At 51.0% G+C, this 5,820-nt stretch carries 5 protein-coding genes; 3 read left to right on the plus strand and 2 right to left on the minus strand.

Going from position 1 to position 5,820, the window contains the following annotated elements; translation table 11 throughout:
- Together NCN04_RS06840 and crtH are read left to right on the plus strand one after the other, a co-directional pair.
- On the plus strand, window positions 1-465 hold a 465-nt coding region (locus NCN04_RS06840), incomplete at its 5' end, for a cation diffusion facilitator family transporter (RefSeq protein ID WP_502988764.1).
- 31 nt (window positions 466-496) lie between these two features.
- A complete protein-coding gene (gene crtH / locus NCN04_RS06845) occupies window positions 497-2,032 on the plus strand; it encodes a carotenoid isomerase (protein WP_250395596.1) in 1,536 nt (511 codons plus the stop codon).
- A gap of 264 nt (window positions 2,033-2,296) precedes the next feature.
- Here the strand turns inward: crtH and NCN04_RS06850 are convergent, their stop codons facing one another.
- Window positions 2,297-3,043, minus strand: a complete 747-nt coding sequence (locus NCN04_RS06850) for a hypothetical protein (RefSeq protein WP_250395597.1) — start codon at window positions 3,041-3,043, stop codon at window positions 2,297-2,299.
- A gap of 872 nt (window positions 3,044-3,915) precedes the next feature.
- On the opposite strand from NCN04_RS06850, the gene NCN04_RS06855 reads away from it, so the two are divergent.
- Window positions 3,916-4,461, plus strand: coding sequence for a hypothetical protein (locus tag NCN04_RS06855; protein WP_250395598.1), 546 nt, complete (start codon window positions 3,916-3,918; stop codon window positions 4,459-4,461).
- Window positions 4,462-5,077: 616 nt separating this feature from the next.
- Here the strand turns inward: NCN04_RS06855 and NCN04_RS06860 are convergent.
- Complete coding sequence (locus NCN04_RS06860) at window positions 5,078-5,779, minus strand: response regulator transcription factor (protein ID WP_250395599.1); 702 nt, start codon at window positions 5,777-5,779, stop codon at window positions 5,078-5,080.
- Between the last annotated feature and the right edge of the window lie 41 nt (window positions 5,780-5,820).

Here is a 5,820-nt window from a genome sequence, read left to right on the forward strand (position 1 = left end):
GCGAGTATTGATGCCTTGATCAGTGGGCTTACGGGCATTGCTTTGCTCGGCGCGCCGCTGCTACAGGGGACGCCTTTGGCGTCTTTAAGTCCGATCGCCGATTCAATCTTGGTGTTGGTGGTGAGCATGGTCATCCTGAAAGATCCTGTGCAGACCTTTTTGAATTCGCTTGGACAGGCAGCAGGTGCATCTGCAGAAACCGAGATCGTCCGCAGCACTCGACTTGCTCTGGAAGACTTGCTGGCCGGGTTGTCATGTTGGCTGTTGGATCTCACCGTGATGCAGGTGGGCCGCACGTCTTTTGTGGTGGTGTATCTCAATCCCAATCAACCGATGGATGGGGCTGCCATAGATCTGATCCGAGAACGAATTGAGGAGCGCTGTGGGGAGCTCTTAGCCATGCCGGTGCGATCAGAAGTGATTTTGACCGCCACCCCTCCCTTTTCCACGACCGGAGCCTCCTAGGGTCTGGATCGAAGGATGAATCGTCGCTCCGATGCCTGACTGGGATGTAATTGTCATCGGATCTGGGATTGGTGGCCTGGTCACAGCATCACAACTGGCCGCGAAGGGAGCGAAGACCCTGGTTCTCGAGCGCTATCTGATTCCTGGTGGTTCTGGAGGCAGCTTTCGCAGAGAGGGATACACCTTCGATGTTGGTGCTTCGATGATTTTTGGCTTTGGAGAGAAGGGGCACACCAACCTGCTCACCAGAGCCCTGGCCGACGTGGGCCAACACTGCGCGACGGTTCCTGATGCTGTGCAGCTTGAATATCACCTTCCAGACGGCCTCACGATGGCTGTGGACAGGAACTACGACGACTTCATCACGCGAATGAGTGCCCGCTTTCCCCATGAAGCCAAGGGCATTAGCGCTTTTTATGAGACCTGTTGGCAGGTGTTTCGTTGTTTAGATGCGATGCCTTTGCTTTCTTTGGAGGATCCGGCTTATCTCGCAAAAGTATTTTTTAAGGCGCCACTTGCTTGCCTTGGTCTGGCTCGGTGGCTGCCTTTCAATGTTGGAGATGTGGCCAAAAAGCACATCAAGGATGAGGATCTTTTACGTCTGATCGACATGGAATGCTTTTGCTGGTCTGTGATGCCAGCAGATCGCACACCCATGATCAATGCAGGCATGGTGTTTTCCGATCGGCATGCCGGTGGCATCAACTATCCGAAAGGTGGCGTAGGTGTGATCGCCGAAAAACTCGTGGCTGGTCTGGAAGCCAATGGTGGCGAAATTCGCTACAAGCATCGCGTAACCAACGTTTTGATTGAACAAGGTCAGGCTGTTGGCGTTCGGCTTGCCGATGGCGAGGAGCTAAGAGCTAAGCGGATTGTGAGTAACGCCACCCGCTGGGATACCTTCGCCGGGAAAGAGTCACCACAGTCAACTCTGGTTGGCCCTGATCACACACCAGCCTCTGAAACGACATGGCGCAAGCGTTACCAGCCCGCATCATCATTCCTGTCCCTCCACCTCGGCGTTGATGCATCTGTGGTTCCTGAGGGTTTTCATTGTCATCACTTGTTGCTTGAGGACTGGGCCGAGATGGAAGCAGAGCAAGGGGTGGTGTTCGTATCGATGCCATCTCTGCTCGATCCTTCTCTGGCTCCAACTGGACGTCACATCCTGCACACCTTTACGCAGAGTGATATGCGCTACTGGAAAGGCCTCTCCCCCTCGGCTTATGCCGAGAAGAAACAGAAAGATGCCGATCGCTTAATTGAGCGGTTAGAGGCACTCCTTCCTGGATTAAAGAGTTCCATTGAGTTCAAGGAAGTCGGGACACCCCGCACGCATCGGCGCTTCCTTGGCCGTATGGGTGGTAGCTATGGGCCGATTCCGGCGAATCAACTTCCTGGGTTGTTGCCGATGCCGTTTAACCGCACCGGTTTGAAAAACCTGTACTGCGTTGGTGATTCCTGCTTCCCCGGTCAGGGGCTCAATGCAGTTGCCTTTAGTGGTTACGCCTGCAGCCACAGAATTGGGGCGGACCTTGGCCTGAACCCTTGGTCTCTTCCAGATTGATCGGTTAGCAGCAGCATCCGAGGCTGTGTTGGTTCTTTTTAACTCCTGTGATTGATTCGTGTGGGCAAGGAACCATTCTCCTCAAATTGCCAATGATTTAGCTGTGACGGTGATTGACAACTTTTTCGAGGCTCCATTAAATCCCACACTCCACACCACATGGCATAGGTAGATCATGCTTTGGATTGTTGTCTTTGCCTAAGGCTGGGCCACTCTGGTAACGCCCATCATGGAGTCCATCCCTCCCAGTGCCGCTGAATTGGCTCACGATCTCGAGAGGAGAGGGGAAGCCGTGTGGACTGAGTCTGTGGTTGTAGTTGTTCTGATTTTCCTAGTGTTGTGAGTAGTCATTGAAGGTTTGGGTTTAGCGATACCTAAGGTGTTGTAATAAGCAGCCTCTAAAGCATTCTCATAGTTCCTGAGGTGCTTCCTCAGGCTTGCCTCTGCCTCCATATTTGCAGTGGTTAGTGGTGGTTTAAGCATCACCCAATAAGGTGACATAAGGGGATCTATCGCGCAGCGGCTACCCTCGGGCCAATCCTTGGCAAGTTCAAAGGGGTTGCTGTTGGAGATAACATTGGCCATCCACTTAGAGTGCTTGCGATCTATCCAAGAGTGGGATTGTCTGATGCGAACTTTAATCACATTCGTCACAAATTTATCCCATTTGGATTGTTTCTCCAGGTTGTTCTGCTTCAGCCTCAGAAGGCGTAGGTAGTAACCATTGTGGTGTAATTGCTGTTTGAGGTAAAGGCGATCTCTTCTCTCTTGGCTAGTCTGTCTAATCTTCTGCTTAAGTTGCATGAGAGCCTCTGCAGAGGCTTGTTCTTGATGTTGTTCATGGGCTGTCTTCTCGCCAGGAGTCTTAAGAAGGGTGTCTAGATCGTTCTGGTAGGTGGAGAGATCTTGATGTGAATAGAGACATTTGCCATCAAGGATCTTCTTTTTTTGAGCCCCCGACGTGATGCTCTGGAATCGACTAGGCGAAGGAGATCTACTTGAATTGTTCATTGATGGTTCCTAATTGTGCAACATTTATCTGCGTACGCGCAGGCTTAAGCCCAAGTGGTTTTGTGGGAGGTTTAGGGGCTTCCCGGAGAGCTGTCTTGCCTTCTGTGCGTTTAATGCGATCACCAAAGTAAGAGCCCACATCCTCTGTCTTCTTTCTGCGCATTTCCTGAGCTTCTAATGAAGAACTCATTAGCGGCTCGGGTGTAAAGGTTTCAGTGGTTATTATTCTTCCTTTAGTTGTTTCTCAATTTTCCACGGACGTCTCTCCACGGTATTAAGAGTGGTAAGGCTCTACTGTGCAGCACTCGCCCTTAGCTCGGGTTGAAGCGTTGATGTCAATAGTTAATGGCTTAGTAATATTTAGTGTTGATGTTCTCACCCTCAAAAAGAGCTGTTCGAGGTCGGATATCTGCTCTCTATGTTTTTTGATACTCTGGATTGGCGGCAAGGATCCCCCATAGAGCTGATTAGTGCTCCAACTCTGATAATTGTTTGATCACTTTTATGGAATGGGATGGATTAGTCATCTGCGAAAATGAGCATGAAGCGCTCCCTCCAGTGTTTGGAGACTGGCTACGCTTTTCTATCCCCTATCAGAGCACTGATCAGGCTAGATCGTCTGCTTTTTGATCTACTTGCCCCCTTATGAAGTCCAGGCTTCGTGCTCTTGCGTATAACTGCTAAATCACATCGATTCCTGGATGGAGATGAATTCCTTTAATGCGTCCTTTAAGATGCATTGGTATACCTAGGCTCTCTTAACCGTTCATGCGATTGGGTGAATTCAGGAAAGGTCGTGAGGCAAGCGTATTGGTTGGGTATTACGGATCCAATGACGTGATCAAGCCCTTGCCGGGTTCTGCGGAGGATCGATGAACGAATGCCGCCATTGTTTTCAGCTCTCCCCGTTGATTCGTGGGACGTTGATCAGCGTCTACTTGGCTTTGGTTTTGCCATTGCCAGCCCTGGCACCCGAATCTCTGAGGTTGTGGCTGTTTGCTGCTGTTCCATTGGGATTGTTTGTTGTGTTGGCGATGCTCAGTGAACAAGTCACCGTCACAGATACTGGAATCACTGTTGGACACCCGCTTTGGAGCAGCTGGCTGCTGCGTCGAGGATGGAGCCTGGAATGGGCCGAGATGAAAGCCCTCGTTCCTGTGGGTACGAGTCAAGGCGGGAAGGTGTTTTACATCACAACCCATGATCAGAATCACCGTCTGCTTCCCCAGCGTTTAGAACACTTTGATCGTTTTCTCGATCTGATTGAATCTAAGAGCTCATTGCGAACGACAGGAATTGGTAGGTTGACCCCTCCTTGGACTTATCAGCTTTTGGCTGCATTAGCTGGTTTGATGCTTGTTGGTGAAGGTTTCATAGCTATTGCTATTCATCAAGGTTTGATCATTATTCCTTCATGATCTGGTAGCTCTAGAGGGATTTATTCATTGTTTGAATTAAAGAGTAAGAATGAAAAAGAGTTCTTTTTGGGCTTCTGTTGTGCAGCTAAATGACTTCTTGCTGTTTAATTTAGATTAGCGGCACTGATAGCAGATTGTGGAGATCAGTGCCACGTTTAAGATAACGAGGCTTCCCGCGATCACAAAACTAGTCATGGTTTTGACAAGGGAGCCCAGTTCTAGTGAGCTGAATCGTTATCGTCTTAGCAGTAACTTTTGCTACCAATAGCTTTGGTTATTCCACTATCGCTGCTGGCTTAGAGCGAATCAGCTCTCTCGCCCATTCTGTTTTAGGCAGAGAGCCTTGAAAAGCAGCTGTCCAGGGTGGCAAAGCGCAAAGGGCCTTCTGGGCTATTGGCTCGGCCACACGGCCTGTGACGCCATGCTCTAACTTTCTGAGCTTCTCAGAGGCCCATACCCAAAACTCAGCTCAGCCAAGATCATGAGAGAGGACAACGTCGGCGGATGCTGTTTCGTCAGAAGTCACCGATACATCTCGATGGGGCAATTGATTGGGTGATTTCCCTAACCAATTGCACCGATCGAGCTATTGCACAAGCCATCACACGACCCACTCTTAGTCCCTGATGTTTTCAAGGCTGAATCGGTAGCCCTGTTGGCGAACGGTTGTGATGCCGCCCCCATCTCCCAATCCTGCTTGTTCCAGTTTGCGCCTCAGTGTGAGTACCTGGGTGTCAACGGATCGTGGTCCTCCACTGAAGGGAGGCCATGCCATACGCAGCAATTCCTGTCGACTTCGCACCATTCCGGGTGGCATCAACAGAGCACAGAGCAAGGCGAATTCCCGTGGGCTGAGCTCAACAGGCTTCTCTCGCAGGGTGACCTGTCGAAGTAGGAGGTGAACTTCTAGGGGGCCAACACTGACGCGCTCCTGAAGACCGCTGTGGCCTCGTTTCAGCAATGTGCGGCAGCGTGCAGCTAACTCCTCGAGCCCAAAGGGCTTACGGAGCACGTCGTCAGCACCATCGTCGAGTAGTCCTACGACCGGTTCAGCGCCTGTGCGTGCGGTTAAGACAATGACTGGCGAGCGCAATTGCTGTGCCAAGCGCAAAGCTGAACTTTGCTCAAGGAGCTCAGCACAAACCAACAGATCAGGAGATTGGTCCTGACAAAGCTCTTGAGCTTCTGCAGGGGAGGCAACCGCTGCAGTCAGGTGCCCGTCTTGACGCAGACGCTGAACCAGAACAGTTCTCAGCGTGGGATGGGGCTCAACAACCAGAACCCGGAACGGTTCTCGAGGTTGACCTGCAGACGGCAAAAATTGTGAAGTGGAGACCAAGTCAGGACTGTTGTCCAGAA

Source organism: Synechococcus sp. MU1655 (genome assembly GCF_023630655.1).
Taxonomy (GTDB): Bacteria; Cyanobacteriota; Cyanobacteriia; order PCC-6307; family Cyanobiaceae; genus Synechococcus_C.

What these genes read in the sequence shown, in the direction of transcription:
- NCN04_RS06850 (WP_250395597.1), bottom strand. Translation starts at nt 3,043, where the DNA reads ATGAACAATTCAAGTAGATCTCCTTCGCCTAGTCGATTCCAGAGCATC.
- crtH (WP_250395596.1), top strand. Translation starts at nt 497, where the DNA reads ATGCCTGACTGGGATGTAATTGTCATCGGATCTGGGATTGGTGGCCTG.
- NCN04_RS06855 (WP_250395598.1), top strand. Translation starts at nt 3,916, where the DNA reads ATGAACGAATGCCGCCATTGTTTTCAGCTCTCCCCGTTGATTCGTGGG.